Origin of the sequence: Streptomyces sp. NPDC093089 (assembly GCF_044754405.1) — a bacterium.
Lineage (GTDB): Bacteria > Actinomycetota > Actinomycetes > Streptomycetales > Streptomycetaceae > Streptomyces.
The window spans coordinates 259,494-285,872 of record NZ_JBIVPA010000005.1; the positions used below are offsets into that span (position 1 = coordinate 259,494).

Annotated in this window: 16 protein-coding genes; 7 read left to right on the forward strand and 9 right to left on the reverse strand. The window is 72.8% G+C overall.

Going from position 1 to position 26,379, the window contains the following annotated elements:
* The first annotated feature begins 98 nt into the window (after positions 1-98).
* The 4 genes from trpB (at position 99) to lgt (ending at position 4,126) form a co-directional block, all read left to right on the forward strand.
* Positions 99-1,337 carry a tryptophan synthase subunit beta gene (gene trpB, locus ACIQFX_RS13910; RefSeq protein ID WP_402462184.1) on the forward strand — a complete coding sequence of 413 codons (1,239 nt, stop codon included), beginning with the start codon at positions 99-101 and terminating at the stop codon, positions 1,335-1,337.
* The gene (trpA, locus tag ACIQFX_RS13915; RefSeq protein WP_402462187.1) at positions 1,334-2,155 is read left to right on the forward strand and encodes a tryptophan synthase subunit alpha; all 822 of its coding nucleotides are present in this window, start codon (positions 1,334-1,336) and stop codon (positions 2,153-2,155) included. The genes trpB and trpA overlap by 4 nt, the downstream gene beginning before the upstream one ends.
* A gap of 63 nt (positions 2,156-2,218) precedes the next feature.
* Positions 2,219-3,040 carry a DsbA family protein gene (locus ACIQFX_RS13920; protein WP_402462190.1) on the forward strand — a complete coding sequence of 274 codons (822 nt, stop codon included), beginning with the start codon at positions 2,219-2,221 and terminating at the stop codon, positions 3,038-3,040.
* Between the two features lie 84 nt (positions 3,041-3,124).
* The gene (gene lgt, locus ACIQFX_RS13925; protein WP_402462194.1) at positions 3,125-4,126 is read left to right on the forward strand and encodes a prolipoprotein diacylglyceryl transferase; all 1,002 of its coding nucleotides are present in this window, start codon (positions 3,125-3,127) and stop codon (positions 4,124-4,126) included.
* A gap of 79 nt (positions 4,127-4,205) precedes the next feature.
* On the opposite strand, the gene ACIQFX_RS13930 is transcribed toward lgt, so the two are convergent.
* The 7 genes from ACIQFX_RS13930 to ACIQFX_RS13960 form a co-directional block, all read right to left on the reverse strand.
* Positions 4,206-5,042 carry an HpcH/HpaI aldolase/citrate lyase family protein gene (locus tag ACIQFX_RS13930; protein WP_402462197.1) on the reverse strand — a complete coding sequence of 279 codons (837 nt, stop codon included), beginning with the start codon at positions 5,040-5,042 and terminating at the stop codon, positions 4,206-4,208.
* The gene (locus tag ACIQFX_RS13935) at positions 5,039-6,274 is read right to left on the reverse strand and encodes a CaiB/BaiF CoA transferase family protein (protein WP_402462200.1); all 1,236 of its coding nucleotides are present in this window, start codon (positions 6,272-6,274) and stop codon (positions 5,039-5,041) included. Before ACIQFX_RS13935 ends, ACIQFX_RS13930 begins: the two co-directional genes overlap by 4 nt.
* Positions 6,271-7,191, reverse strand: coding sequence for a ribokinase (gene rbsK / locus ACIQFX_RS13940; RefSeq protein ID WP_402462203.1), 921 nt, complete (start codon positions 7,189-7,191; stop codon positions 6,271-6,273). Before rbsK ends, ACIQFX_RS13935 begins: the two co-directional genes overlap by 4 nt.
* Positions 7,188-8,729, reverse strand: coding sequence for an ADP-ribosylglycohydrolase family protein (locus ACIQFX_RS13945; protein ID WP_402462206.1), 1,542 nt, complete (start codon positions 8,727-8,729; stop codon positions 7,188-7,190). The genes rbsK and ACIQFX_RS13945 overlap by 4 nt, the downstream gene beginning before the upstream one ends.
* Positions 8,726-9,937 (reverse strand): ADP-ribosylglycohydrolase family protein, encoded by a 1,212-nt coding sequence (locus ACIQFX_RS13950; protein ID WP_402462211.1) that lies wholly within the window; start codon positions 9,935-9,937, stop codon positions 8,726-8,728. Before ACIQFX_RS13950 ends, ACIQFX_RS13945 begins: the two co-directional genes overlap by 4 nt.
* Positions 9,858-11,261: an ADP-ribosylglycohydrolase family protein gene (locus ACIQFX_RS13955; RefSeq protein ID WP_402462845.1), complete on the reverse strand. Its 1,404-nt coding sequence runs from the start codon at positions 11,259-11,261 to the stop codon at positions 9,858-9,860. The genes ACIQFX_RS13950 and ACIQFX_RS13955 overlap by 80 nt, the downstream gene beginning before the upstream one ends.
* A gap of 257 nt (positions 11,262-11,518) precedes the next feature.
* Positions 11,519-12,517: an ADP-ribosylglycohydrolase family protein gene (locus ACIQFX_RS13960; protein WP_402462214.1), complete on the reverse strand. Its 999-nt coding sequence runs from the start codon at positions 12,515-12,517 to the stop codon at positions 11,519-11,521.
* Positions 12,518-12,790: 273 nt separating this feature from the next.
* On the opposite strand from ACIQFX_RS13960, the gene ACIQFX_RS13965 reads away from it, so the two are divergent.
* From ACIQFX_RS13965 to ACIQFX_RS13975, 3 genes are all read left to right on the forward strand, one after another.
* Positions 12,791-13,519 (forward strand): VIT1/CCC1 transporter family protein, encoded by a 729-nt coding sequence (locus ACIQFX_RS13965; RefSeq protein ID WP_402462217.1) that lies wholly within the window; start codon positions 12,791-12,793, stop codon positions 13,517-13,519.
* Positions 13,520-14,119: 600 nt separating this feature from the next.
* A complete protein-coding gene (gltB, locus tag ACIQFX_RS13970) occupies positions 14,120-18,679 on the forward strand; it encodes a glutamate synthase large subunit (RefSeq protein WP_402462220.1) in 4,560 nt (1,519 codons plus the stop codon).
* Complete coding sequence (locus tag ACIQFX_RS13975; RefSeq protein ID WP_402462223.1) at positions 18,672-20,132, forward strand: glutamate synthase subunit beta; 1,461 nt, start codon at positions 18,672-18,674, stop codon at positions 20,130-20,132. Before gltB ends, ACIQFX_RS13975 begins: the two co-directional genes overlap by 8 nt.
* Before the next feature lie 128 nt (positions 20,133-20,260).
* On the opposite strand, the gene ACIQFX_RS13980 is transcribed toward ACIQFX_RS13975, so the two are convergent.
* Both ACIQFX_RS13980 and ACIQFX_RS13985 read right to left on the reverse strand, forming a co-directional pair.
* Complete coding sequence (locus ACIQFX_RS13980; protein WP_402462226.1) at positions 20,261-20,713, reverse strand: hypothetical protein; 453 nt, start codon at positions 20,711-20,713, stop codon at positions 20,261-20,263.
* A 316-nt stretch (positions 20,714-21,029) separates the two neighbouring features.
* On the reverse strand, positions 21,030-26,213 hold the full coding sequence (locus tag ACIQFX_RS13985; protein ID WP_402462229.1) for a caspase family protein: 5,184 nt from the start codon (positions 26,211-26,213) through the stop codon (positions 21,030-21,032).
* Positions 26,214-26,379 lie beyond the last annotated feature (166 nt).

The window sequence follows — 26,379 nt, forward strand, 5'->3', positions numbered from 1 at the left end:
GACAGGTGTTCGTGTTGACGTATGTGAGCGTGGCGCGCGCATAACGTGACCACCAACCACACGTATCCCGGGGCATCCGCCCCGCGAGGAGCATCCGCATGTCCAGCGAGTTCTTCATTCCGGACCTGGAGGGCCAGGTCCCCAACGCCGAGGGCTACTTCGGCGACTTCGGCGGCAAGTTCATCCCGGAGGCGCTGGTCGCCGCCGTGGACGAGGTCGCCGTCGAGTACGACAAGGCGAAGGCGGACCCGGAGTTCGCGCGCGAACTCAACGACCTGATGGTCAACTACACGGGCCGTCCGAGCGCCCTCACCGAGGTGCCCCGGTTCGCCGAGCACGCGGGCGGCGCCCGGATCTTCCTCAAGCGCGAGGACCTGAACCACACCGGCTCGCACAAGATCAACAACGTGCTCGGCCAGGCGCTGCTGACCAAGCGCATGGGCAAGACGCGGGTCATCGCCGAGACCGGCGCCGGCCAGCACGGCGTGGCCACGGCCACCGCCTGCGCCCTGTTCGGCCTCGACTGCACCATCTACATGGGCGAGGTCGACACCCAGCGCCAGGCCCTGAACGTGGCCCGGATGCGGATCCTCGGCGCCGAGGTCGTCGCCGTGAAGTCCGGCAGCCGCACCCTCAAGGACGCCATCAACGAGGCGTTCCGGGACTGGGTCGCGAACGTCGACCGGACGCACTACCTGTTCGGCACCGTGGCCGGCCCGCACCCCTTCCCCGCCATGGTCCGCGACTTCCACCGGGTCATCGGCGTCGAGGCCCGCCGCCAGGTCCTGGAGCGCGCCGGGCGGCTGCCCGACGCGGCCATCGCCTGCGTCGGCGGCGGCTCCAACGCCATCGGCCTCTTCCACGCCTTCGTCCCGGACGCGGGTGTGCGCCTGATCGGCTGCGAGCCGGCCGGCCACGGCGTCGAGACCGGCGAGCACGCGGCCACCCTCACCGCCGGCGAGCCCGGCATCCTGCACGGCTCGCGCTCGTACGTCCTCCAGGACGAGGAGGGCCAGATCACCGAGCCGTACTCGATCTCGGCCGGCCTCGACTACCCGGGCATCGGCCCCGAGCACGCGTACCTCAAGGACAGCGGGCGCGGCGAGTACCGCGCCGTCACCGACGACGCCGCCATGCAGGCGCTGCGGCTGCTCTCCCGCACCGAGGGCATCATCCCGGCCATCGAGTCGGCGCACGCCCTCGCGGGGGCCCTGGAGGTCGGCAAGGAGCTCGGCAAGGACGCCCTGCTCCTCGTGAACCTCTCGGGGCGCGGGGACAAGGACATGGACACGGCCGCCCGCTACTTCGGGCTGTACGACGGGGAGGGCTCCAAGTGACGACCGGGAACATCCAGCTGCTGAGCGACACCCTCGCCAAGGCCAAGGCCGACAACCGGGCCGCGCTCATCGCGTACCTGCCGGCGGGCTTCCCGACGGTCGACGGCGGCATCGCCGCGATCAAGGCGGCCTTCGACGGCGGCGCCGACGTCGTCGAGGTCGGTCTCCCGCACAGCGACCCGGTCCTCGACGGGCCGGTCATCCAGACCGCCGACGACATCGCCCTGCGCGGCGGCGTCAAGATCGCCGACGTCATGCGGACGGTCCGCGAGGCCCACGAGGCCACCGGCAAGCCGGTCCTCGTCATGACGTACTGGAACCCGATCGACCGGTACGGCATCGAGCGCTTCACCGAGGAGCTCGCCGCGGCCGGCGGCGCGGGCTGCATCCTGCCCGACCTGCCGGTCCAGGAGTCCGCGGTCTGGCGAGAGCACGCCGACAAGCGCGGTCTCGCCACCGTGTTCGTCGTCGCGCCCAGCAGCAAGGACGAGCGCCTGGCCACCATCACGTCGGTCGGCTCGGGCTTCGTCTACGCCGCCTCGCTCATGGGGGTCACCGGCACCCGCGAGTCCGTCGGCGAGCAGGCCGCCGACCTGGTCCGGCGCACCCGGGCCACCTCCGGGCTGCCGGTCTGCGTCGGCCTCGGCGTCTCCAACGCCGTCCAGGCCAAGGAGGTCGCCGGCTTCGCCGACGGCGTCATCGTCGGCTCCGCCTTCGTGCAGCGCATCCTCGACGCCGACGGCGACGAGGCCGCCGGGCTGGCCGCCGTAAGGGAACTGGCGGGCGAACTCGCCGAGGGTGTCCGCCGCGTTTCGTAGCCCGTTCGGGTGGATCCGGGACCGGGGAGGCACGTAGGCGCCTCCCCGGTTCGTTCCTGAGGCGTGAGCGAGAAGAACCGTGGTGACGGTAACCGGAGCGCGCGGGAGCGCCTCCAGCAGCAGCGCGAGCGCGACAAGGCCCGCGAGAAGCAGCGGCGCGTCCTGATCGTGTCGGCGGCGGTGGTCGGGGTCCTCGGCCTCGCCGCCGTCGTCGGCGTGATCGCCGCGAACAGCGACAAGGGCGGCGGGTCCGACAAGGCCGGTCCGGTGGTCGCGCCGACCGGATCGATCGAGGGCGACAAGCCCGCGATCCCCACGGGCACGACGGACGCCCCGTCCACCCTGGCGATCTGGGAGGACTTCCGCTGCCCGGCGTGCGCCCAGTTCGAGACCGTCATGCGGGACACCATCCACGAGCTGGAGGCCTCCGGCGCGCTCAAGGCCGAGTACCACCTCGCCACCCTCATCGACGGGAACATGGGCGGCAGCGGCTCGCTGCGCGCGGCGAACGCGGCCGCGTGCGCCCAGGACGCGGGCAAGTTCACCGCGTACCACGACACGCTCTACACGAACCAGCCGCCGGAGACGGACGACGCCTTCGGCAACAACGACAAGCTGATCGAGTTGGCGGCGAAGGTCCCGGGGCTCGACACGCCCACCTTCCGCAGCTGCGTCCAGGACGGCACGCACGACAGCTGGGTCACGAAGTCGAACGAGGCCTTTCAGAACGGCGGCTTCCGCGGCACCCCGTCCGTCCTCCTCAACGGCGAATCGATCTTCCCGACCAAGGGGGACGAGCAGATCTCCCCGGAGAACCTGAAGAAGTGGGTGGCCGAGGCCAACAAGGGCAAGAAGGCCGGCACGGCCTCGCCCTCGGCCGGCTGAGCCGCCTCCGCCGGGGTTAGTTACCCATACGTTGCCGGGTGGGCTGCCGTCCCGCCCGCCCGGCAAGGTAGCGTCGATCCTGCCATGGACCTTGCCTACATTCCCAGCCCGTCGACCGGCGTGATCCACCTCGGACCGATCCCGCTGCGCGGCTATGCCTTCTGCATCATCATCGGTGTCTTCGTCGCCGTCTGGTACGGCAACAAGCGCTGGATCGCCCGGGGCGGCACTGCCGGCACCGTGGCCGACATCGCCGTCTGGGCGGTGCCTTTCGGCCTCGTCGGCGGACGCCTGTACCACGTGATCACCGACTACCAGCTGTACTTCAGCGAGGGTGAGAACTGGGTCGACGCCTTCAAGATCTGGGAGGGCGGCCTCGGTATCTGGGGCGCGATCGCGCTCGGCGCCGTCGGTGCCTGGATCGGCTGCCGCCGCCGGGGCATCCCGTTGCCGGCCTACGCCGACGCCATCGCCCCCGGCATCGCCTTCGCCCAGGCCATCGGCCGCTGGGGCAACTGGTTCAACCAGGAGCTCTACGGCCGTCCGACCGACCTCCCCTGGGCCCTGAAGATCACCGAGGGCGCCAACCGCGAGGCCGGGCTCTACCACCCGACCTTCCTCTACGAATCGCTCTGGTGCGTCGGCGTCGCCTTCCTCGTCATCTGGGCCGACCGCCGCTTCAAGCTCGGCCACGGGCGGGCCTTCGCGGTGTACGTGGCCGCGTACTGCGCCGGCCGCGCCTGGATCGAGTACATGCGCGTCGACGAGGCGCACCACGTGCTCGGTCTGCGGCTGAACGTGTGGACGGCGATCGTCGTCTTCCTGCTCGCCGTGGTCTACATCGTGGTCTCGTCGCGGATGCGGCCGGGACGCGAGGAGATCGTGGAGCCCCGCGCGGCGGAGAAGGACGGCAAGTCCGGGAAGTCTGCGGCGTCCGGGGAGTCCGGGGACGACGAGAAGGGCGAGAAGGACGGGGAGGGTGAGCCGGAGGACGGCGAGCCCGAGGACGCCGCTCCGGTCGCCGACTCCGACAAGAACGAGGAAGCCGGTGCCGGCAACGGTGCCGGGTCGGCCGCCAAGGGCTGATCCTTCCGCTGCCGAGAGGGGCGCCGGGACCGAAAGGTCCCGGCGGCCCTCTCGCGTACGGGGGCGGGCCTTACGGAGGTCAGGCCGTGCGGGAGGCGAGGGCGAGGACGCGGTGGGCGCCCTCCACCACCGCCGCGTCGACGAAGCGGCCGTCGGGGAGGGCCAGGGCGCCCCGGTCGGTGGCGGCCGCGGCGACCACCTCCCGGGCCGCGTCGACCTCCTCGGCGGTGGGCAGGTAGGCCCGCTCGATGACCGGGAGCTGGCGGGGGTGGATCGCCGCCCGGCCGAGGAATCCCATGGCACGGCCCCGGGCACAGCCCGCGGCCAGGGCGTCCAGGTCGCCGATGTCGGGGTGGACCGACTGGGCCGGGGGCGGCAGGGCGGCGGCCCGGGCCGCGACCACCACCCGGCCGCGCGGCCAGTCGAGGCCGCTGTCCTCCCGAACGCCCAGGTCGGCGCGGAGGTCGGCCTCGCCGAGCGCGATGCCGCGCACGGCAGGGTGGGCGGTGGCGATGGCGTACGCGTGCTCCAGGGCGAGGGCGTTCTCCAGGAGCGGGTAGAGGGGGAGGCCGGGGGCGAGCCCGGCGATCCGGTGGATGTCAGTGGCGTGTGTCACCTTGGGTACACGGAGACCGCAGAGGCCGGGGAGGGGGGCCAGGGTGGGGATGTCGTGCGGGGAGTGGACGCGGACGTGCACCGGGACGGGGTGGGCGTCGGCGAGCAGATCGACCGTGGCGTCGAGGGCGTACGCCTTGCGGTGCGGGGCGACCGCGTCCTCCAGGTCGACGATGACGACGTCGGCGCCGGAGGACAGGGCCTTGGCGACGACCCCGGGCCGGTCGCCGGGGGCGTACAGCCAGGTGAGGGGCGTGCGGACGCGGGCGAGGCCGTCGACTCCGGTGACGCTGCCGCTCATACCGCTCCCCGCTCGCGGAGGTCGTCGATCTCGGCGGGGCTGAGGCCGAGTTCGGTGAGGACGGCGGTGGTGTCGGCGCCGTGGGGGCGGCCGGGCCAGCGGATGGCGCCGGGGGTCTCGGAGAGCCGGAAGAGGACGTTCTGCATCTTGATCGGGCCGAGTTCGGGGTCCTGCACCTCGGTGACCGTGCCGAGGGCCCGGTACTGCGGATCGGCGACCACGTCCCGGACGTCGTAGACCGGGGCGATGGCCGCCTCCGCCTTCTCGAAGGCCGCCATCGCCTCGTCGCGGGTGCGGCGGGCGATCCAGGAGCCGACCGCCTCGTCCAGGACGTCCGCGTGCGCGGCCCGGCCCGTGCCGTCGGCGAACCACGGCTCGTCGATCAGCTCGGGGCGGCCGACCAGGCGCAGCACGCGCTCGGCGATCGACTGGGCGGAGGTGGAGACGGCGACCCAGGAACCGTCGGCGGTCCGGTACGTGTTGCGCGGGGCGTTGTTGCGGGAGCGGTTGCCGGTGCGGGGCTGGACGTAACCGAGTTGGTCGTACCAGAGGGGGTGGGGTCCGATGACCGAGAGCATCGGTTCGATGATCGCCATGTCGACGACCTGGCCGCGGCCGGTCGTCGTCCTGGCGGTGAGCGCGGTCATCACGGCGTACGCGGTGGCGAGGGCGGCGATCGAGTCGGCCAGGCCGAAGGGAGGCAGGGTGGGCGGGCCCTCGGGCTCGCCGGTGATGGCGGCGAAGCCGCTCATGGCCTCGGCGAGGGTGCCGAAGCCGGGCCGGTGGGCGTACGGGCCGAACTGGCCGAAGCCGGTGACCCGGGCGAGGACCAGCCGCGGGTTGACGGTGGAGAGCTCCTCCCAGCCCAGACCCCAGCGTTCCAGGGTGCCGGGGCGGAAGTTCTCCACGATCACGTCCGCGTCGGCGGCGAGCGCGAGCAGGGTGTCACGACCGCCGGGCGACGACAGGTCCAGGGTGATCGTCCGCTTGTTGCGGCCCAGGACCTTCCACCAGAGGCCGATGCCGTCCTTGGCGGGGCCGTGCCCGCGGGACGGGTCGGGCTTGCGGGGGTGCTCGACCTTGACGACGTCGGCGCCGAAGTCGCCGAGCATCATGGCCGCGAGCGGGCCGGCGAAGAGGGTGGCGAGGTCCAGGACGCGCAGTCCCTGGAGCGGCGCCGGAGCGGAGGGAGCGGGGTTCGCCGGCGCGGCGGCCGGTGCGTGGACGGTCATGCGGAATCGGCCTCCAGGGTGTCGGGGGAGTGGAAGGCCGCCTCGATCTCGACGCGGTACGGCATCGAGGTCGACGCGCCTTCGCGCTGGACGGAGAGCGCGGCCGCGGCCTGCGCCCAGGCGAGCGCCTCCGGGGCGGGGCGGCCCTCGCCGAGGGCGACCGCGAGGGCGCCGACGAAGGTGTCGCCGGCCGCCGTGGTGTCCACCGCCCTGACCCGGGGGGCGGGGACGGTGACCGGCTCGGCGTCGCGGGCCGCGTACAGGCCGCCGGCCGCGCCCAGGGTGATCACCACCTCGGGGACGAACCGCAGCAGGGCCTGGGCGGCCGCTCGCGGGTCGTCGAGTCCGGTGAGGGCGGCGGCCTCGTGCTCGTTGGGCACCAACAGGTCGGTGGCGGCGAGGAGTTCCGGGGGCAGCGGCTGGGCGGGAGCGGGGGTGAGGATCGTACGGACGCCGAGCCGGCGGGCGGTGACGGCGCCCTCGACGACGACGGGGAGGGGGAGTTCGAGCTGGAGGAGCAGGGTGTCGGCGGTACCGATGAGGGCCTCGTCGCCGTGGGTGAGGGAGGCGACGGTGCCGTTGGCGCCGGGGACGACGACGATCGCGTTGCCGCCCTCGTCGTCGACGACGATGTGGGCCGTGCCGGAGGGGCCCTCGACGGTGCGCAGCAGATCGGTGTCCACCGCGCAGTGTTCGAGCGTGGCTCGGAGCCGCGCCCCGAAGTCGTCCGCGCCGACCGCGCCGATCATCGCGACCTCGGCGCCCGCGCGCGCGGCGGCGACGGCCTGGTTGGCGCCCTTGCCGCCGGGGATCGTGCGGAACGAGCGGCCGGTGACCGTCTCGCCGAGGGCCGGGGCCTTCGGCACATAGGCCACGAGGTCCATGTTCGTGCTGCCGAGCACGACGATGCTGGTCATGGGCGTACTGCCTCCGTGTGTGTCAGTTCGGCCAGCGTGTCGAAGCCGATGCCGTCGAAGGACGGGACCGACGTCGCCAGACGGTTCTTGAGGGGAGCGGTCCAGTGCTCCGGCAGCCGGTCGGGGTGCCCGGCGAGGAGACCGGCGACCGAACCGGCCGTGGCCCCGTTGGAATCGGTGTCCCAACCGCCCGACACCGCCGCGCAGACCGAGCGCGAGAAGTCGCCGTCGCCGTGGGTGAGGGCGGCGGCGAGCAGGGCGGCGTTGGGAACGGCATGCACCCAGTGGTACCCGCCGAGCTCGGCGTGCAGGCGGTCCACGACGGCGTCGAAGTCGGGCGTGGCACGGGCCGCCGCGATGCCGAGCCGGACGGCCGCCGCCAGCCGAGAGCACGGCGGGACCACCCCGAGGCCGCTCGCGAGCGCCCGGTGGACGTCGGCGGTTCCGGTCGCCGCCGTGGCCAGGGTCGCCGCGACGAACATGGCGCCGTAGACCCCGTTGGCCGTGTGCGTGAGCGCCGCGTCCCGGTAGGCCTGCGCGGCCGCGGCGACCGGGTCGCCCGGATGCGTCCAGCCGTGCACGTCGGCCCGGATCTGGGCGCCGATCCACTCGCGGAACGGGTTGCGGTGGAGGGCGGTCAGCGGGGGTTCGATCCCGTCGAGGAGGTTGCGGTAGGCGACGCGCTCGGCCGTGAAGGTGCGGCCGGCGGGCAGTTCGTCGAGCCAGAGGCGCGCGACGTCGGTGGTGGTGAAGTCGCGCCCGTACCGCTGGAGCAGCAGCAGGTTCAGCAGCGGGTAGTTCAGGTCGTCGTCCTCCGGCATCCCGTCGATGTTCTCGGCGAGCGAGGTCGCGGCGGAGCGGCGGTTCCAGGGGTGGGCCGCGAGCAGCTCCCCGGGGACGCCGCGGGCGGTGAACCACGTGGTGAGCGGCCAGTTCCCGGCGGCCCGGGCGAGCGCCCGGATGGCGGGGAGGGGGAGCTTCTCGACGGGCTTGCCGAGGAGGCAGCCGGCGGCACGGCCCAGCCAGGCGGCGTGCAGCCGGTCGAGGAGGCCGGTGCGCTCCCCGCTTGCGCCGTCACCGCGTGCGTCGTACCCGCCTGCGCCGTAGCTGCCTGCGCTGTACTCGCCTGCGTCGTAACTGCCGGCGCGCTCGCTGCCGGTGCGCTCCTCCCCGCCGGGGCGCTCCCCGACGCCGGTGCGCTCACCGCAGCGGGGCTCGTCGGTGGGCTTCGTCCGGGGGGAGAGCGGTCGCGCCTCGGAAGGGCCGCCCGCGGCGGCGGTGATGGCGGTGAAGGCCGTGGGTTCCAGGGCCGACAGGGAGCCGGGAAGGGTTGCCAGGGCGTCCAGGAGTTCCTCCGCCAGCGGGCGGAGGTGGGGGCGCGGGGTCTCCGAGGCGCCGGCCGTCCCCGGGGCGGGCGGCCCGCCCGCGGCCGTCCAGCGGGCCGCGAGGGCGCGGGCGTCGCGGCCGTCCTCCGCCGCCTGCCGCAGCTCGTGGCCCACCAGGTCCTCGGGCTGGACCCAGGTCAGGCGCAGGGTCACCGGTCGGCGCCCGTCAGGGTCGCGAAGGCCGACTCGTGGGCCCGGCGCAGCGCGGTGTCGCGGGCGAAGACCTCGCGGGCGACCGCGGTGAGGGCCGCCGCGGGGGCGTGCAGATCGAGGCGGCTCGCCTCGGCCACCCGCTTCGCCCAGTCGGCGGGGACGGCGGACTCGCCGTGGAGCGCCCCCACGATCGCGCCGGCCATCGTGGCGATCGAGTCGCAGTCGCGGCCGTAGTTGACGGCGCCGAGCACCGTACGGCGGAAGTCGCCCCCGCCGACGAGCAGCATGCCCAGGGCGATCGGGAGTTCCTCGATGGCGTGGAGGCGGGAGGGGCGGCGGGCGCCGAGGGAGGGCGAGCGGTAGTCGGGGCCGACCGAGTCGAAGGGTGCGACCGCCCGGCGGAGAGGGGCGAGGGCCGACTCGAAGTCCGTGTGTCCGGCGGCGGCTTCGGCGACCGCCTCGATCGCCGCCCGTGTTCCGTCCTTGGCGAGCGAGAGGGCCGCGCCGACCACCGAGGCCGGGGTGGCGCCCGGGGCGCAGGCCGCCGCGACCGCGGCGGCGAAGACACCGGCCGCCTCCCTGCCGTACGAGGACTGGTGCGCGCCCGTGAGGTCGATCGCCTCGGCGTACGCGGCGGCGGGGTGGGCGGCGTTGACCAGGCCGACGGGCGCCATGTACATAGCGGCGCCGCAGTTGACGACGTTGCCGCCGCCGGCCTCGCGCGGATCGACGTGGCCGTAGTGGAGCCGGGTCACGATCCACTTCTCGGCGAGGAAGATCCGCTGGAGGGGCAGTGCCTCGGCCTCCAGCTCGGGGATCCAGACGGGGGAGCCCATGAGTTCGGGCACGAGGTGGTCCGCGACCGCGTACGCGTCCAGGTGGCCGCGGACCTTCTCGTACACCCGGATCAGCGCGTGGGTCATCAAGGTGTCGTCGGTGACGTGCCCGTCGCCCTTGTGGTACGGGGCGATGGGGCGGGCGGTGCGCCAGTCGCCGCCGTTCCAGGGGCCGACGATCCCGGTGACCCGGCCGCCGTGCCGCTCCAGGATCTGTTCGGGGGTGTAGCCCTCGACGGGGCCGCCGAGCGCGTCGCCGACGGCGGCCCCGACGAGGCTTCCGGTGATCCGGTCATCCAGAGGGGGGCCGACCGGTGCGGGTGCTTCCCGTGTGGGCGCGTTCTGTGCGACCACGTCCTGTGTGGGTGTCATGTCGGAATTGTCCACCTGGGGCGGCCGGTTCCGTGGCTCCGAGCAGCCCGGCGAGTTCCACCAGATCCGTCCCTGCGAGCCGGGGCAGCGCACAGCCCGCCAGCGTCCGGCACGCGTCCCGCCAGCTCGACGGCACCGAACGCCCGCCGCCCAGCGCCCCGGTGAGCGCCCCCGCGAGCGCCGGCGCCGAGTCGGCGACCCGGGAGAGGCACGCGGCGGCCGGAACCGCCGCCGCCATCTCGCCCCGGGCGGCGGTCGCGAGGGCCAGGGCGACCGGCACCGTCTCGGCGGCCGCGATGCCGTAGCTGTACACGTGGTCCACGATCTGGTGCTCCAGGAGCGGGACCAGCTCGAACGCCGAACCGGCGGTCCTGGCCAGCTTCACCGCGTGCCGGGCGTTGCGGCCGATCTCGGTGACCGGCGGGAGTTCGGCCAGCGCCGCCTCGACGGCCTCCTCGACCGTCGCCCCGCCCAGTGCCGCCGCGACCGCCGCCGCCGTCGCGCGCGCCCCGTGCACGCCGTCGCCGTCCTGCGTGTACCGGGCGTCGAACTCGGCGAGTTCGGCGGCCGCGTGCGGGTCGCCGGGGTGCACGACCGCGAGGACCGCGGCCCGGACGCAGGCCGCGTCGTCGAAGAAGTGCGGGTTGTCGTGGCCCGTCGCGGGCGGGCGCAGACCGGTGGCCAGGTTCCCGAGACCCGCGCGGACCGAGATCCGGGCGCGCAGGGGGAGTACGGCCGACTCCACCTCGGGCGCCCGGTCCGCCGCGGCCGCGACCTGGCCCGCGAGGGCGTTCCACGCCAGGTCGACGGCGGCCCGCAGCCGGCGCTCCGGGGGGAGGCCCGCGAACACCGGGCCCGCGGAGGCCAGGACCGCCTCCGCCGTGAACACCGCCCACTCGGCGTCGTCCGACGGGCCGAGGCGGAGCGGCTCGGGCGGCTGGTTGAGGGCGATGGGGACGGGCAGGGTCGTCGTCGCGTTCTGCTCCGCGAAGGTGTCGAGTTCACGGGTGAGACGGCGGGTCCACTCCGGCATGCGTGCGGCGCGGTGGCGTGCGGCGGGCCATCCCGCGGCGTCGCCCGCGGCGATCCCCAGGAGGAGGCCCTCGACCGCGTCGCGGGCGGCGCGCCGACCGGCCTCCGCATCCCGCGTGGCCTCCCGCGCGCCGCCCCACGACCCGGTGCCCCGTACGGGCGTCGCCGGCGGTGACCCCTGCGGGGCGTCGAACAGGGGGCCGGGGTCCGGCATCGGGTGCTGTGCCCACCCTCCCCCAGAGGGGGGACCCCCACGCCCTGCGGGACGGCTGCCCACAGCGGGGGCGGCCATGGTCGAGGCGGGGGCGGCCGACGCGCCGGCGCCGGCGGCCGGGGCGGCAGACCAGGCGGCGGGGGCGGCCGGAGCGCCTGCCCCGGGGGCGGTGGCCAGGGTGGCGGGCGAGGTGGAGGTGGCGGTAGCGGTGAGGGGTGAGGTGGGGGCGGCCGAGGTGTCGGCGCCGGAAGCGGCGGCCGGGGCGGCGGCCGGGGCACCGGCGTCGACTTCGGAGGTGGCGGGAGTGGTTGGGGTGGTTGTGGTGAGGTCGGCGCTCATCGGGGGTCTGCTTCCGGGGTGAGGAGGTCGGCGATGTCGAGGACGTGGTAGCCGCGCATGGAGGGGAGGCAGCTGCCGGTGACGGGGGCGATGGCGGAGGCCCAGTCGTCCGGGATGGAGCTCAGGCCGCCGGAGGCGCCCGCGAGGGCGCCGGCCACGGCCGCCGTGGTGTCGGCGTCGCGGCCCATGTTGACCGCCGTCAGGACCGCCGTGCGGAAGTCGCCGCGAGCGGCGGCGAAGGCGCCGAAGGCGAGGCCGACGGCTTCGGGGGCGAGGTCCGTCCAGGGGTAGCCGCCGATGACGACGGCGGAGCGGACCTGGCGTTCGCGGGTGAGCGGGTCGGGCTGGACGCGCTGGGCGGCGACGACCGCGCGGCGCAGGGAGCGGGCGGTCCAGGAGTCCATGGGGACGGCGGAGAGGGCCGCTGCGATCACGGACGTGACGCCCGCGCCGCCCATCGCCGCGGCGACGCCGGCCGCGACGGCCTGGCCGCCGTAGATGCCTTCGCCGTCGTGGCTGACGCTGCCGTCGATGGCGACGAGGCGGGCGGCTTCCGCGGGCCGCCCGGCGGCGAAGACGCCGAACGGGGCGGCGCGCATGGCGAGTCCGTCGCTCCAGGCGTGGCGGTGCTGGGCGGAGATGGGTGCGGCGAGGCCGCGGCGGAGGTTCTCCAGGGTGCCGCGTTCGGAGAAGCCCGCACCGCGGAAGGGGCCTTCGTCGAGGTCGGCGATCCAGTGGTGCCAGGCCCGTTCGACGTGGTGGACGGTGAGGGCGGAGCCGTGGCGGGCGAGGAGGAGGGCGGAGAAGATGGCGTACTCGGTGTCGTCGGTGCCGGCCGGGCTGTCCGTGACGAAGCCTTCGATGCGGCCCCAGCGGCGGCGGATCTCGGAGGGCCGCATGTTCTCGGCGGGCGCGCCGAGAGCGTCGCCGACGGCGAGGCCGAGGAGCGCCCCCCTCGCCCGTTCGCGCGTGTCGCTTGCCGTGGTGGTCACCATCTCGCGGCCTTCCTCGGGTGGGGGCGCGCGGTCGGCGCCCCGATGCCTGGATCTGTGCCACCGCGGGCCGCGAACTCGCCGAAGAAACGTCTCTGTCACCCGGCTGACACCCCGCCAGAACGCGGTTCACCCGGTGAGGAACGCGGTTCACCCAGTGAGGGGGGCCTTAGTAAGTACGGCCTGCCTTGCTAGCGGACCCCTTACATCGCGCGTATTTTCGAGGGTGCTGGGGGCGGCGGGTGCATCCCGGCCCGCAAGAACGAGGGGAGAGCCATGTCCATCATCGAAGTTCAGGCACCGCTGCACGAGGCCCACCGCGACAACCACACCCACCGTGACGTGAACGGTGGTTGGCTGCGGCCGGCGGTGTTCGGCGCGATGGACGGACTCGTCTCCAACCTCGCCCTGATGACCGGTGTCGCGGGCGGCTCGGTCTCCTCGCAGACCGTCGTCATCACCGGCCTCGCCGGACTCGCGGCCGGCGCCTTCTCGATGGCCGCCGGCGAGTACACCTCCGTCGCCTCGCAGCGCGAGCTCGTCCAGGCCGAACTGGACGTCGAGCGCCGCCAGTTGCGCAAGCACCCGGTCGACGAGATGGAGGAGCTCGCCGCGCTCTACGTCTCCCGCGGCGTCGAGCCCGCGCTCGCCCGCGAGGTCGCGATGCAGCTGTCGAGGGACCCCGAGCAGGCGCTGGAGATCCACGCCCGCGAGGAGCTCGGCATCGACCCGGACGACCTGCCGTCGCCGGTGGTCGCCGCCGTCTCGTCCTTCGGCTCCTTCGCGCTCGGCGCGCTGCTCCCCGTCCTGCCGTACCTGCTCGGCGCGACCGCGCTGTGGCCGGCGGTGCTGCTCGCGCTCCTGGGCCTCTTCGCCTGCGGCGCCCTGGTGGCGCGGGTGACCGCCCGCGGCTGGCTGTTCAGCGGGATGCGCCAGCTCGTCCTGGGTGGCGCCGCCGCGGCCGTCACGTACGGGCTCGGCATGCTCTTCGGGGCGGCGCTGTAGCCCCGTACGCCCGCGCCCGTGCGGATCTCGCGACCACGCGGATTCCGCGCCCGTGCGGATTCCCTGTCCGGGCGGATCCCGTGTCCGCCGCGGAACGGATTCCGTAGCCGTACAGAAGGCCTGGAGGCCCCCTCAAGGGGCCTTTCGGTCTTTTCGGGGCGACTTTTCGGGACACAAGCCATGGATCGGCTGTGACGTATCTCCCTGGTCCGATCCTCCGTCGCGATGAGACACTATGCGGGACGCCACATATGTAGCCGGTTACCCGGCGGTTTCGAACTCGTGACCAACGGGAATGAGGCATGAGCGTCACGGGGCAATGGAGCCCCCCTCAGGCGGGCGACGATGCCCGCGCAGCGACGGACCGCCGGAGATCCGGAGATCCTCCGAATCCTTCGATCCGTCCCCCGCGGGGCAGTCCCTGTTCCCGCACCCCACAGGTGAACCCACACCACCGCTCCGTATCGGCGGTGTCCGCATGCTGGAATGAGCTATCCACTTCGCGAGAAGCCAGCCATCATGTAACCTGCACGAAATTTCGCGGAGGGCCAACGTCGTCCCTCGGCATCTGCATATGCCACGACGACGACGGGAGAGCCGATGCGTTCCGACGCCTGGTCGCCCATGGACGGTCGCCCCGCTCCGCAGGGGATGTACGACCCCCGTAACGAACACGACGCCTGTGGTGTCGGGTTCGTGGCCACCCTCACCGGTGTAGCCAGCCACGCGCTGGTCGAGCAGGCGCTGACCGTACTGCGCAACCTCGAGCACCGCGGCGCCACCGGCTCCGAGCCCGACTCCGGAGACGGCGCCGGCATCCTTTTCCAGGTCCCGGACGCCTTCCTGCGCGAGGTCGCCGGATTCGAGCTCCCCGAGGCCGGCGCCTACGCCGTCGGCATCGCCTTCCTCCCCGAGGACGGCACGGACGAGACCGTCTCGAAGATCGAGGCCATCGCCGCCGAAGAGGGCCTCACCGTCCTCGGCTGGCGCGAGGTCCCCGTCGCCCCCGAGCTGCTCGGCGCCTCCGCCCGCTCCACCATGCCGGTCTTCCGCCAGGTCTTCGTCGCCGACGGCGAGAACACGGGCATCGCGCTGGACCGCAAGGCGTTCGTGCTGCGCAAGCGCGCCGAGCGCGAGGCAGCGACCTACTTCCCGTCGCTCTCCGCCCGCACGATCGTCTACAAGGGCATGCTGACCACCGGTCAGCTGGAGCCCTTCTTCCCGGACCTGTCGGACCGCCGCTGCGCCACCGCCGTGGCCCTGGTCCACTCCCGGTTCTCCACCAACACCTTCCCGAGCTGGCCGCTGGCCCACCCGTACCGCTTCGTCGCCCACAACGGTGAGATCAACACCGTCAAGGGCAACCGGAACTGGATGACCGCCCGCGAGGCCCAGCTCGACTCCACCGTCTTCGGCGAGGGCTCGCTCGACCGGATCTTCCCGATCTGCACCCCGGACGCCTCCGACTCGGCCTCCTTCGACGAGGTCCTGGAGCTGCTCCACCTCGGCGGCCGCTCCCTGCCGCACGCGGTCCTCATGATGGTCCCGGAGGCGTGGGAGAACCACGAGACCATGGACCCGGCCCGCCGCGCCTTCTACCAGTACCACTCCACGATGATGGAGCCCTGGGACGGCCCGGCCTGCGTCACCTTCACCGACGGCGTCCAGGTCGGCGCGGTCCTCGACCGCAACGGTCTGCGCCCCGGCCGCTACTGGGTCACCGACGAGGGCCTCGTCGTCCTCTCCTCCGAGGTCGGCGTCCTCGACATCGACCCCGCCAAGGTCGTCCGCAAGGGCCGCCTCCAGCCCGGCAAGATGTTCCTCGTCGACACCGCCGAGCACCGGATCATCGAGGACGACGAGATCAAGGCCGGTCTCGCCGCCGAGCACCCGTACGCGGAGTGGCTGGAGACCGGGGAGATCGAGCTCTCCGACCTTCCCGAGCGCGAGCACATCGTGCACACCCACGCCTCGGTCACCCGTCGCCAGCAGACCTTCGGCTACACCGAGGAAGAGCTCCGCGTCATCCTCGCCCCGATGGCCAACACCGGCGGCGAGCCCCTCGGCTCCATGGGCACGGACTCGCCGATCGCGGCCCTGTCCGCCCGCCCGCGGCTGCTCTTCGACTACTTCACCCAGCTCTTCGCGCAGGTCACCAACCCGCCGCTGGACGCCATCCGCGAGGAGCTCGTGACGAGCCTGCGCTCCTCGCTCGGCCCCCAGGGCAACCTGCTCGAACCGACCTCCGTGTCGTGTCGCAGCGTCACCCTGCCCTTCCCGGTGATCGACAACGACGAGCTGGCCAAGCTCGTCCACATCAACGCCGACGGTGACATGCCCGGCATGAAGGCCGCGACCCTCTCCGGCCTCTACCGGGTCTCCGGCGGCGGCGAGTCCCTCGCCGCCCGCATCGACGCGATCTGCGCCGAGGCCGACACCGCGATCGAGGGCGGCGCCCGCCTGATCGTGCTCTCCGACCGGCACTCCGACGCCGAGCACGCGCCGATCCCCTCGCTGCTGCTCACCGCGGCCGTCCACCACCACCTCATCCGCACCAAGCAGCGCACCAAGGTGGGTCTGCTGGTCGAGGCCGGTGACGTCCGCGAGGTCCACCACGTCGCCCTGCTCATCGGCTACGGCGCCGCGGCGGTCAACCCGTACCTCGCCATGGAGTCCGTCGAGGACCTGGTCCGCGCCGGCACCTTCATCGAGGGCCTGGAGCCCGAGCAGGCCATCCGGAACCTGATCTACGCGCTCGGCAAGGGCGTCCTCAAGGTCATGTCCAAGATGGGCATCTCGACCGTCGCCTCCTACCGCGGCGCCCAGGTCTTCGAGGCCGTCGGCCTCGACGCCGAGTTCGTCGCCACCTACTTCAACGGCACGGCCACCAAGATCGGCGGCGCCGGTCTCGACGTCGTCGCCAAGGAGGTCGCCGCCCGCCACGCCAAGGCGTACCCCGCCTCCGGCGTCCCCTCGGCGCACCGCGCCCTGGAGATCGGCGGCGAGTACCAGTGGCGCCGCGAGGGCGAGCCGCACCTGTTCGACCCGGAGACCGTCTTCCGCCTGCAGCACGCCACGCGCAACAAGCGGTACGACATCTTCAAGAAGTACACGGACCGGGTGAACGAGCAGTCCGAGCGCCTCATGACGCTCCGCGGCCTCTTCGGCTTCTCCTCGGACCGCGAGGCGATCTCGATCGACGAGGTCGAGCCGGTCAGCGAGATCGTCAAGCGGTTCTCGACGGGCGCCATGTCGTACGGCTCCATCTCCCGCGAGGCGCACGAGACCCTCGCCATCGCCATGAACCAGCTGGGCGCCAAGTCCAACACCGGTGAGGGCGGCGAGGACCCGGACCGCCTGTACGACCCGGCGCGCCGCTCCTCCATCAAGCAGGTCGCCTCCGGCCGCTTCGGCGTCACCAGCGAGTACCTCGTCAACGCCGACGACATCCAGATCAAGATGGCCCAGGGCGCCAAGCCCGGCGAGGGCGGCCAGCTGCCCGGCCACAAGGTCTACCCGTGGGTCGCCAAGACGCGTCACTCGACGCCCGGCGTCGGCCTCATCTCGCCGCCGCCGCACCACGACATCTACTCCATCGAGGACCTGGCTCAGCTGATCCACGACCTCAAGAACGCCAACCCGGTCGCCCGCATCCACGTGAAGCTGGTCTCCGAGGTCGGCGTCGGCACGGTCGCCGCCGGTGTCTCCAAGGCCCACGCGGACGTCGTCCTCATCTCCGGCCACGACGGCGGAACGGGCGCCTCCCCGCTGACCTCGCTGAAGCACGCGGGCGGCCCCTGGGAGCTCGGCCTCGCAGAGACCCAGCAGACCCTGCTGCTCAACGGCCTGCGCGACCGGATCGTCGTCCAGACCGACGGCCAGCTCAAGACCGGCCGCGACGTCGTCATCGCCGCGCTGCTCGGCGCCGAGGAGTTCGGTTTCGCGACCGCGCCGCTCGTCGTCTCCGGCTGCGTCATGATGCGCGTCTGCCACCTGGACACCTGCCCGGTCGGCATCGCCACCCAGAACCCTGCGCTCCGCGACCGGTTCTCCGGCAAGGCCGAGTACGTCGTCAACTTCTTCGAGTTCATCGCCGAGGAGGTCCGCGAGATCCTCGCCGAGCTGGGCTTCCGCACGATCGAGGAGGCCGTCGGCCACGCCGAGCTGCTCGACACCAGCCGCGCCGTCACCCACTGGAAGGCGCAGGGTCTCGACCTGGAGCCGCTCTTCCACGTGCCGGAGCTGCCCGAGGGCGCGGTCCGCCACGCCCTGATCGAGCAGGACCACGGTCTGGAGAAGGCCCTCGACAACGAGCTGATCCAGCTCGCCGCCGAGGCCCTGAACGCCCCCTCCGCCGAGGAGGCGCAGCCGGTCCGCGCCCAGGTCGCGATCCGGAACATCAACCGGACCGTCGGCACGATGCTCGGCCACCACGTCACGAAGAAGTTCGGTGGCGCGGGCCTGCCCGCCGACACCATCGACATCACCTTCACCGGCTCCGCCGGCCAGTCCTTCGGCGCCTTCCTGCCGAGCGGTGTGACCCTCCGCCTGGAGGGCGACGCCAACGACTACGTCGGCAAGGGCCTCTCCGGCGGCCGCGTGGTCGTCCGCCCGGACCGCGGCGCGGACCACCTGGCCGAGTACTCGACCATCGCGGGCAACACCATCGGCTACGGCGCGACCGGCGGCGAGCTGTTCCTGCGCGGCCGCACCGGCGAGCGCTTCTGCGTCCGCAACTCCGGCGCCCTGGTCGTCTCGGAGGGCGTGGGCGACCACGGCTGCGAGTACATGACCGGCGGTACGGCGGTCGTCCTCGGCGAGACCGGACGCAACTTCGCTGCCGGCATGTCGGGCGGTGTCGCCTACGTCGTCGACCTCGACCGGGACAACGTCAACTCCGGCAACCTGGGCGCGATCGAGACCCTTTCGGACGCCGACAAGGACTGGCTGCACGATGTCGTGCGCCGCCACCAGGAGGAGACCGGCTCGACGGTCGCGGAGAAGCTCCTCGCCGACTGGGACGCCGCGGCGGCCCGGTTCAGCAAGATCATCCCCACCACGTACAAGGCAGTGCTCGCCGCCAAGGACGCCGCTGAGCTCGCCGGTCTCTCCGAGACCGAGACCACCGAGAAGATGATGGAGGCTGCGTCCCATGGCTGACCCCAAGGGCTTCCTGACCACCGGGCGTGAAGTCGCCCAGACCCGACCGGTGAGCGAGCGCGTCCGGGACTGGAACGAGGTCTACGTTCCCGGTTCGCTGCTGCCGATCATCAGCAAGCAGGCCGGACGCTGCATGGACTGCGGCATCCCGTTCTGCCACAACGGCTGCCCCCTCGGGAACCTCATCCCCGAGTGGAACGACTTCGCCTACCGCGAGGACTGGTCGGCGGCGTCGGAGCGCCTGCACGCCACCAACAACTTCCCGGAGTTCACCGGCCGCCTGTGCCCGGCTCCGTGCGAGTCGGCGTGCGTGCTCGGCATCAACCAGCCGGCCGTCACCATCAAGAACGTCGAAGTCTCCATCATCGACAAGGCCTGGGACGCGAACGACGTCAAGCCGCAGGTGCCCGAGCGCCTGTCCGGCAAGACCGCGGCCGTCATCGGCTCGGGCCCGGCGGGTCTCGCCGCCGCCCAGCAGCTGACCCGGGCCGGCCACACCGTGGTCGTGTACGAGCGCGCCGACCGCATCGGCGGCCTGCTGCGCTACGGCATCCCCGAGTTCAAGATGGAGAAGCGGCACATCAACCGCCGCATCGAGCAGATGCGCGCGGAGGGCACCAAGTTCCGCACGGGCATCGAGATCGGCCGCGACCTGACGTCGACGGACCTGCGCAAGCGGTTCGACGCCGTGGTCATCGCCGCCGGTGCCACCACCGCCCGCGACCTGCCCGTCCCGGGCCGCGAGCTGAACGGCATCCACCAGGCCATGGAGTACCTGCCGCTGGCCAACAAGGTCGTCGAGGGCGACTTCGTGGCCCCGCCGATCACCGCCGAGGGCAAGCACGTCGTGGTCATCGGCGGCGGCGACACCGGCGCGGACTGCGTCGGTACGGCGCACCGCCAGGGCGCGGCCTCGGTCACGCAGCTGGAGATCATGCCGAAGCCGGGCGAGGACCGGAACGCCGGCCAGCCCTGGCCGACCTTCCCCATGCTGTACAAGGTCACCTCCGCGCACGAGGAGGGCGGCGAGCGGGTCTACTCCGTCTCCACCACCCACTTCGAGGGCGACGAGGACGGCAACGTCCAGTTCCTCCACCTCGTCGAGGTCGAGTTCGTCGACGGCAAGCTGACCCAGAAGCCGGGCACCGAGCGCAAGATCCCCGCCCAGCTGGTCACGCTCGCGATGGGCTTCACCGGCACCGACGTGGAGAACGGCCTCGTCTCCCAGTTTGGTCTGGACCTCGACGAGCGCGGTAACATCGCCCGTGACGCGGACTTCGCCACCAACGTCGATGGCGTCTTCGTCGCCGGTGACGCCGGCCGCGGCCAGTCCCTCATCGTCTGGGCCATCGCCGAGGGCCGCTCCGCCGCCCGTGGCGTGGACCGCTACCTGACCGGAGCCAGCTCCCTGCCGGCCCCGATCCGCCCGACGGACCGTTCCCTGATGGTCTGATCCGTCCCCCACACGTCCCGTACAACGACGTACGGAACTGAGCGCGGCGCCCCCCGAATGTCCCCGACCGGACGACTGGGTGGGCGCCGATGCGCGTCCCGGCACGGACGCGCGCCCGCGGGAACCCCCTAGCTCTTCCCGGGAAAGATCCACGTCAGCAGCGACGCCGTCGACACCGCCAAGACCCCCACGAGGCCCATCCACCGCGCCCATCCGGTCATCCGCCGCACGGCCCCGGCCCGCCGCCGCTCGTACCGCAGCAGGTCCTCCGCGCCCGACCGCAGCTTTCGGCCCGGCGACTCGTGCACCGCCGTCACCATCAGCCACGAGGCGAGCAGGAGCAGCAGGAACGCCCCCGCGAGCAGTCCGATCACCCACCACCGCGGCCCGGTGGTCATCTTGCTCAGGTTCTCCTGCCCCTTCAGCACGAAGACGACCGTCAGCAGCCCGGTCAGCGTGGCCAGGAAGTTCCGGTACCCCTCCGCCTGCTGCAGCGCCGCCCTCAGCTGCTCGGGCGGCGTCGCCATCGCCAGTACGCGCTCGTCGGCGTCCCGCAGCTCCGCGGGCGTGAACTCGTTCACGGCCGGTTCCCCCGAGGAGGCGCGACCCAGAACGACGCCCCGCACCCCTTCTCGACCCCCGCCGGCCGGTCCACGTGCCACGTCTCGCACGCACACCGCGCGTACCTCGGCGCGGTGTCCTCGCCCCCCGGACCCCGCGACGACCCCGGTCCCTTCGTCACGTACTGCACCTCCTTCCACACCCGCCTGGTCACACACCGGCACTCGGGGCACTCGCCCGAGGCCTCCACCTCCCCTCCTTCCCGCGGCTCCCACAGGAACGTGGTGACGGGCGAGGTCAACGGCCGGTCCGTGATGCGGTAGGGAACGGTCGAACTCATGGGCGCGGGCCTCCAGTGGTGGTGGGAACTAGCAGCTCGAAGAGCCGTCGGTACCGGCAGAGCCGTTCGAGGACCTCCTCCTCGGACAGGTCCGTCTCCTCCGAGCAGAGCAGTACGTGATCGGGGTCCACGAGCCCTTCGACCGCCGGCGCCCGACCCGTCAGCCGCGCCGTCAGCACGATGACGTCCCGCCAGTCCGGCACGATCTCGCGCTCCTCGCCGATGGGCGCCTCGACCGTCACGTCGAGCCCGAGGCACCGGAACGGTGCGTACCGCTCGTACGCCTTCCCCAGCGTCCAGCCGAACCGGCCGGCGACGAGGACGAGTTCGAGGGGGCCGAGGGTGCCGGGGCCGAGGAGGCCCGGGTCGAAGGCCGCCAGATCGAAGTCGTCGGGGACGAAGTGCTCCAGAACCTCGGAGCCGGGGCCGGTGAAGGGGCCGGGGAGGGCGGGGCCGCCGGCGGGGAGGAAGGCCTGGGCGATGCGGACGGTCTCGCCGAGGCCGTCGGGTTTGTAGGCGGCGTTGGCGAGGAGCTGGCCACATGTCAGGTGGGACCGGAACGCCATGCTGTGCCCGTGCCCGTAGCCCTGCTCGAAGAGGAACCGCGTCCCGACGTCCGGGCCGAGAGCGCGGAGGGAATCCGGGACGTCGGCGACCGCCAGGGGGAAGGGCGGGTCGAGAGCCGCGGCGTGTTCGGCCTGGGCGGCCAGGGTGCCCTTCAGCACGGACGCGAGGTGGGCCAGCGGTTCCACCCCGAGACCGCGGGCGTCGAGGTTCCAGCGCCCGGTTCCGTACTTCGAGTAAGGATGGGCGACGTCGAGCACATGGTTGATGAAGGAGTTCTTGGCGATCTCCTCCATGTGGGCCGCGACGAGTTCGAGACAGCCCGGCGCGAGGACACCGCAGGCATCCAGGTGCCGAAGATCCTGGTGCGCCGCTGCGGAGTCCTCCCGGGAGAAGCTGTGCCGTCCTGCCGCGGTCACACGCCAGGGTCCGAAGGGACCGGGTTCCTCGTCCGGCCAGGGAAGGAGCCCTGACACCCAGGAAGGGGCCGTCCAGCCGGTGACCGTATCGGGGACCTGAGGGGCCGAGATGCCCGTCGCGGTGGTGAGGGAGTTGATCTGCTCGACCACTCGGCCCATCGGGATTCTCATGATCGCGGACCGCTCCAGGACGTCGAACACGGTCAGGTCGTCCTTGAGCCAGGGAGCCTCGCCATCCACGTTGAACGACAGGAGGCGGCGCTCGTCGCCGGTCAGGGCGCGATGAGTGAGAGTCGCGCCCGAGCACCTGGAACCCAGCGAGAAACCCAACTGCTTCAGGGCGTCGATCTGCTCGACGACTTGCCTGCGCCGCTCGACGGACGTCGCACCCACCAGAAGGTCCACCGGGTGGGCGACGCCTTCCTGCCAGTGGACCGCCTCCCCCTTCATGAACAGGGCGGCCATGACATCGGTGTCGCTGGGGGTGTCCTCCGCGAGCAGGGGGATGTCCTCCAAGCCCGGCAACGGCACGCGCCGCGCGAGGTCTCGGACCGAAGCGAGAGCTTCGGACAGCGGGATCCGGTGGGCTGTCGCGACCGAAAGGAGAGAGGCGTAGCGGGGCGGGATGCGTTGGCCCACCCTGGGCGAAGGGGCTGCCGGTCGGTAAGCCCCGCAGAGGTCGGCCATGACCTCGGTGGGGAACATGTCCTTGAGCGCGCCGATGCCCGAGATCTCGGGTACCTCCACGCCGGCGATGGCGAAGCGCCGCTGGGCGCGCACGGCCACCGCGAGGGATTCGCCGGAGCGTGCGGCCACCCTCATCGCCCCGGCCCAGGAGCCGTCCGGTGCGCCGCGCTCGAAGAGCAGCGCATCGAGACCGACAGGCTTCGGGTACCCGTGGGGGGCGAACGGTTCCCGAGTGCCGTCGAGAATGCCCAGCAGTGAGTTGCGCCAGCGGTTGAACAGGGTGCTCTCGTACGTGGGATCGCTTCCGAACGGCCGCATCAGCTGATGCTGGTGGATTGCCGTGCGGTCGGACGGCAGGCAGCCGACGTCGCGCAGCCGGAAGGTCGAGGAGGCCAGGCTGCGTTCCTCGTGCGTGGGGTGCAGGAATCCCACCGACTCGCCGACGAGTGCGTCGAAGACCCTCACCGCCAACTTGGGTTCCTTGAGAGCGAGTTCCCACAGCCATCGCAGCGACACCTCCTCGAACGAAGCGACCGCCTCGGGCACGCCGGCCAGGACCCGGCGCGTCACCCCTTCCCTGTCGTAGCGGAGGAGCTCGTTGCGGTCGACGGTGGGTACCGGCTGATCCCGCTCACGAAGGTTGAAGACGTAGCCCTTCACTTCGGGCGCGTTCTTGACCACGACCCCGTCGAGCAGCAGCTGCCCGGGGCCCTGGACGATCCATGCGTCGTCCCCGGCGCGGGCGGGTGCCGCGGGCCAGTGTTCCGAGGCCTGGAGACGGCCCGGCTGCCACTCCTCCGACCGGATCGTCCCGCCGTCCCGGTCCAGCTCCACCGCCGTCACCCGGTGGTCGCTCACCCACAGCAGGCCGCGCAGGGTCTTGACGAGCGAGGGGGTGGGTTCGCCGTCGGCGTTGAGGTAGAGGCGGATGGTGGTGCCGCCGCGTTCGGGGGCTTGGGAGGTCGGGACGATCTCGAGGAGGCCCGAGCCGGACTGGATGGTGGCCTGGAGGGGGGCTTCGGTGCGGGAGGGGTTGCCGTGGGGGTCGACGGGGGCGGTGGTGACGACGACTTCCTCGGCGAGCATGAAGTAGCTGAAGACGCCGATGCCGAAGCGGCTGTTGAAGGGCACGGGTTCGATGCCGGCGCGGCGCCAGTTGCGGCGCTCCTGGACGAAGTCGGGGTCCTGTTCGTAGCGCTTGCCGGCGCGGGCGAACATGGAGGTGAGCTTCTTGCGGCTCATGCCGGTGCCGGTGTCGCGGCACTCGATGTAGGGGCGGCCGTCGTCGTAGCCCTGGACGAAGGTGATGTCCGGTTCGCGGCCGGCGTCCGTCGCCCCGTACTTGCCGATCTTCCGGCCGTACGCGGTGCGGAGCTGGCGGTGGCGGCAGGCGTCGAGGGCGTTCTGGTAGAGCTCGCGGACGGCGAGCATCTTGTCGCCGTAGAGCTGGGTGCCCATGAGGAGGGGGCGGATCTCGTCCTCGGCGAGGCGGAAGCGCTCCAGGGGCTTGGTGTACTGCTGCGCCAGCGGCTCCAGGAACTCGGTGGTGACCTTGCGGGGGATGCCGCGCAGGAGGTCGGGGGCGGTGGTGCGGGCCTCCTTCCAGCCCTTGTGGCGGGCGCGGACGGAGGCGTCGGCGGTGGCGGCGAGTTCTTCCAGGGCGGCGTGGAGGGCGGGGTGGGGGCAGCGGAAGTTGACGGCGAGGTCGCGCGCGCCTTCGGCGTTGTTCGGGGCGTGCAGCCGGTACTCGGGGAGGGCCGCGACGACCTCGGAGGGGACCAGGCGGCGGTGGGCGGAGCCGAGGTGGTCGACGAGGGCGCTGGACATGCGGCGGGGGTCGGCGGCGAGGAGGGAGGCGAGCCAGACGAGGTAGGCGAGGTCGCGGGCGCGCCAGGCGTTGCCGGTCACGGCCGGGTGCTCGCTCCAGCGGAGTTCGCCGGTGCGGTCGATGCGGGGGCTGCTGCCCGGGGCGACGGTGACGTGGGCGAGGACCTGCCGGATCTGGTGGTCCATCAGGACGCGGTTCTGCGGTGAGGGCTCGCCGGGGCCCGCGGCGGCGACGGCGGTGACCACGCGGTCGATCAGGTGGTCGATCGACGCGTAGTCGCCCGTGCCGTCCCACAGGAGGTCCCAGTCGGCGATGAAGCGGTGCCGGAGCCAGTGGTCGGCGGCCGTGGCCGGTGCGGGCAGGTGGCGCCTGCGCAGGGTCTCGGCGGTCTGGGCGACCTGGGAGTGGGCCCGTGAGACGTCGCGGGCGGCGTCGCACACGAGGCGGTCGTGGGAGGTGGTGACGGTACGGCCCCGGCCGTCCTCGCTGCGGTCGATGCGGTCCGGCCGCAGCGCCGCGAGTTCGCTCAGGGCGACGGCGACGACGCCTTCGTGGAGCAGGGGGGCGGCGAGCAGCGCCGCCGTCTCGGCGGGGGAGAGGAGTTCGTGGTCGGCGAGGCCGGCCGCGTCGACGAGGTGGCCGAGGCGCTCCATGACCCGGATCGGGTAGGCGGGGTCGCTCCAGGGGGTGGCGAGGGCCGAGTCCGTGCCCAGCCGGCTCTTGGCGACCTCGCGGGCCAGGTCGCCGAGGCGTTCCTTGACCCGTTCGTGGACGGCGGTCTGCGAGGTGTGCTTCCAGAGGGCGGAGGCGTCGACGGCCTCGGTCCAGAGCTCGGTCTCCTCGGAGCCGTCGCACAGGACCAGCCGGGCGGCGAGCTCCTCCGCGCACTGGAACTCGACGGCCGGCGGGGGTTCCGTGAGGAGGGAGGCGAGCCGGTCGATCCGGGCGCGGACGAAGACGTGGACCTCCTCGAACGTCCGGGACGGGCTGTGCGGCGACAGGGCCTCCGAGAGGGCGATGCCGAAGTGGCTGCCCTTCTCCGGGTCGGCGTAGGCGGCCTGCCCGGGGCCGCAGCCGCGGAGCCACGCCACGTTCTCGTACGAGGAGTCCACCAGGCGGGTCAGGCGCGGCGGCGCGGCGGTGGGCGGCTGGTCGGTGCGGCACGTGTCGAGGGCGACGACGACCGTCACGCCCTCGGGGACGGTGCCGAGGAGGACGTCGGGCGCGGTCTCGAGGACGGTCTGCGCGATCAGGGAGCCGTCGGCCCGGGGGCGGGCGTCCGAGGTGAGGAGGTACTCGCGCTCGCCGACGGTGACCCCGTGGGCGGAGACGTACAGGAAGGCGGTGTCGCCGGCCGCGCAGGAGAGGAGGAACTCCTCCACGGCGCTCACGATCGAGCCCACGCCCGTGTTCCGCCGCTCCGGGCTCGGGTGGCCGGGGTGGAGGGCCTCCACGGTGTAGCCGGATGCGGCGAGGGCGGTGCCGACGAGTTCGACGTCCCGGTCGACGAAGCCGAGCGGCGGGTAGCGCCGGGCGAGGTCCTCGTCGCGTTCCAGGAACTCGGTCCGGCCCACTCCGATGAGCAGCGCCCGCCTTCTTCCGGTCGCCTGCTCCTCGGCCGCGTCCGTCGCCGTGCCCACCCGTGCCCCCAACTCCCCTGCCCTGCCCCGCTGGACGTCCATGATTCCAGAACGGGCGTGCCGACCAGGGGTGGTTGGGGTGATGAAGTCGGCTCACGGGCCCGTCATGCGGGTCCCGCCGTTTCGCGGAAGTGGGGGATGACCTTGGTGCCCCACTGGCGGATGGTCTCCAGGCGGACGTCCTGCGGGACGGTGCCCGTCTGGATCA